This window comes from Candidatus Binatia bacterium, assembly GCA_036382395.1.
Classification (GTDB): domain Bacteria; phylum Desulfobacterota; class Binatia; order HRBIN30; family HRBIN30; genus JAGDMS01.
This window is the reverse complement of sequence record DASVHW010000247.1, coordinates 1-2,882: the sequence shown is the minus strand read 5'-3', so window position 1 is coordinate 2,882 and position 2,882 is coordinate 1. Positions and strand designations below refer to the sequence as shown.

Annotated in this window: 3 protein-coding genes; all 3 read left to right on the top strand. The window is 64.5% G+C overall.

The window, feature by feature from the left end; all coding sequences use genetic code 11:
- On the top strand, positions 1-205 hold a 205-nt coding region (locus VF515_11555), incomplete at its 5' end, for a hypothetical protein (protein HEX7408269.1).
- Entirely contained in the window at positions 205-2,295 is a 2,091-nt protein-coding gene (locus VF515_11550) for a c-type cytochrome (protein ID HEX7408268.1), read from the top strand. The genes VF515_11555 and VF515_11550, both read left to right, overlap by 1 nt.
- Positions 2,296-2,333: 38 nt before the next feature.
- On the top strand, positions 2,334-2,882 hold a 549-nt coding region (locus VF515_11545), incomplete at its 3' end, for a hypothetical protein (GenBank protein HEX7408267.1).

The window sequence follows — 2,882 nt, the reverse complement described above, 5'->3', positions numbered from 1 at the left end:
GCTGATCGTGGCTGCGTTCTTGCTCCTGGCCGCGTTGTCCGCACCCGACGCTCCCGGCCGTTTCCGCCGCTGGCTGGTTGCACGACCGATCTCCTTTTGGATCATGACCTGGTTCCTGATGGAACTGGTGGTACTTACCGCGGTGGGGACGTTCTTCCGCGGACCCGGATGGTCCTGGGTCTGGCCGTGGCAGGGTGGCTTTTAATGGCAATGCGACCGAAACTCGGCTTGGTAACCCGCCTCTGGTCCAGCGACAGTGCCCGCGCCTTCGGCGTGATGAGCGTGGTACTGCTCCTCTTGCTCGCCATCGCGCCGGCCAAGAACCACTTCAGCGAGTGGCGTCACTACCAGAACCAGTACCGTGGCCTGATTCGCAGCCGCGCCGATGCGGTCAGCCTGGAGCGCCGCCTGCAACCGGGCATTCAGCAGATCTGGATGCCGGAGTATGGCGTGGTAGATCGTTGCACGACCTGTCATGTCGCGCTCACGGAGGCCAGCCTCGCCGACGTCAGCACGCAGCCGTTCCGGGTGCATCCGCCGATCCCGCATTCGCTCACTGAGTTTGGTTGTTCGACCTGCCACCGCGGCCAAGGTGCGGCGACCACCGTCGAAGAGGCGCACAGCAGCACCAAGGCCTGGGAACAACCCCTGGTGCCCGCCAAGTACATCGAATCATCCTGCGGGCAATGCCATCTCAACAATCTGGCCGGCACGCCGCAATTGAATTACGGCCGCAAGCTGCTGGCGCGGGAAGGCTGCGTACGCTGCCACCTGGTCCGCCAGCCCGACGGGACCCAGGTTACGGGCACCGACGCCCCGCCCACGTTGCAGCACATCACGCAGAAGACAACGCGCGAGTGGATCTACGCCTGGATCAAGAATCCGCAAGCATACTCACCCACAGCCACCATGCCCAACTTCGGCCTAAGCGACGACGATGCCCGCGACGTCACTGCCTTCCTGATGGCGCAGAGCACGTCCATCGCGCTGCCCGGCCTGTCCGACGCGAAGCCGGCAGCGGCGAAGTCGTCTCCCGATCCCACCGCCGGCGCGTCGCTCTATGGTGAATCGTTCTGCGCTTCCTGCCACGCCGTGCAAAACGCCGCCGGCACCCTCGTGGGTGGCGATCTCGGGCCTGAGTTGACCAAGATCGGCACCAAGGCGAAGCCCGAGTGGCTCGGGTCCTGGTTGCGCAATCCCGGCGCGTACGACCCCGAAACGCGCATGCCGCACTACCGCTTCTCCGAGCCGCAAATCGCGACCCTGGAAGGATTCCTGGCGGCCAAGGCCGACCCTGACTTCGTGGCGAATGTCCACCTCCCTGATGCCACAGCGCAGCAGGTCGCGCATGGCAAGGCGCTGGTGAACGAGTACGGATGCGCGTCGTGCCACGCCATCAACGGCATTCGCCGCCCCGACAATTTCGCTCCCGAACTGAGCCGTGTCGGCAGCAGGCCGCTGGCGCAGCTTGTCTTTGCCGCAGGGATGCGCCACACGCTGCCCGACTACCTCGGCGCCAAGATCCGCAACCCGCGCAGCTTTGGACCTAGCCTGAAGATGCCGCAGTTCGGTCTTACGGCCCAGCAGGTGGACGCCCTTACCACCGCGCTGCTCGCCCTCACCGATCGCGCGCAGTCACAACCGCCGGCGTTGCGCATTGCCGCCCAGCCGGAATCGCATTACGATCCGGCTGGATCTGCCGGCCAGCTCATTCGTGACCTTCGCTGCTTCAGTTGTCATCAGATCAACGGCCGCGGCGGCGACATGGCCCCCGACCTGACTTGGGAAGGAAGCTCGGCCCAGCCGAAATGGCTCGCGGATTTCCTCAAAGCCCCAAATACGCTGCGCCCGGCGCTCACCCGCCGCATGCCGAAATTCAACCTGAGCGAATCCGAAATCAAAGCTCTCAGCGACTACATCATGACCGCGTATCAGGATCCGGCCTTCGAGCGGGACTCCATGCCGGCAAGCTATGCGCCGGCGCTGGTCGAGCAGGGAAGGCAGCTCTTTTATTCGAAGTACGCCTGCCAGTCGTGCCACATCGTGGATTCGGCCAAGGACAAGGGCTACGTCGGCCCCACCCTCAGCCAAGTGGGTTCGCGCCTGACCCCGGCGTGGATTTTTCAGTACTTGAAGAACCCGCAGGAATTGCGCCCCGGCACCATCGAACCGAATCAGCACCTGAGCGATGACGACGCGCGCGCCCTCACCGCCTACCTGATGTCGCTGACCGGAAAGCAGACGAAAACCCACTCTGCCATGACTGCGCACACGCCGCAGGAGGTGGGCCGATGAACCGCAATCTCCGCCAGTTGGTGTTTTCCGTTCTCCTGTTGGCCGTCACCGCAGCCTGCACTCACAAACCGCCGGCCTCCACCGCTGCCGCCCCGACCGCCTTCGGCGCCGCCATCACCGAAGTCAGCGGCGGCAAGCAGATCGCACCTTCCGGCGCGCTACTGGACCAGCCTGTCGTCGTGCAGGTGAATGACGCGCAGGGCACCGCCGTCAGCGGCGCTTACGTTGAATTCCGCGGCCCGGTTGGTGTCGCGTTCAATCCTGCCGCCGGTCTCACCGACTCCAGCGGGCAATTCACCTCGCAGGTTTCGCTCGGCGGCGCCGCCGGACGCTATCACTTCACCGCCGCTACCCGCGACAAAGCCGGAAAAAACTACGAGCTCAAGCTGGAGGCAATCGCACTCGATTACCAACAGGGGCTCGGCCGCCAGCTCAGCCAGCAGTATTGCGCGCGCTGTCACGATCCGGAATCCACGCCGGAACGCGTTTCCAACATGGATAATCTCGCCACCAAGCCGCACGCCTTCTCCGACGGCGAGACCCTCAACCGCATCTCCGACGCCGACCTGGTGTCCATGATCAGCCAC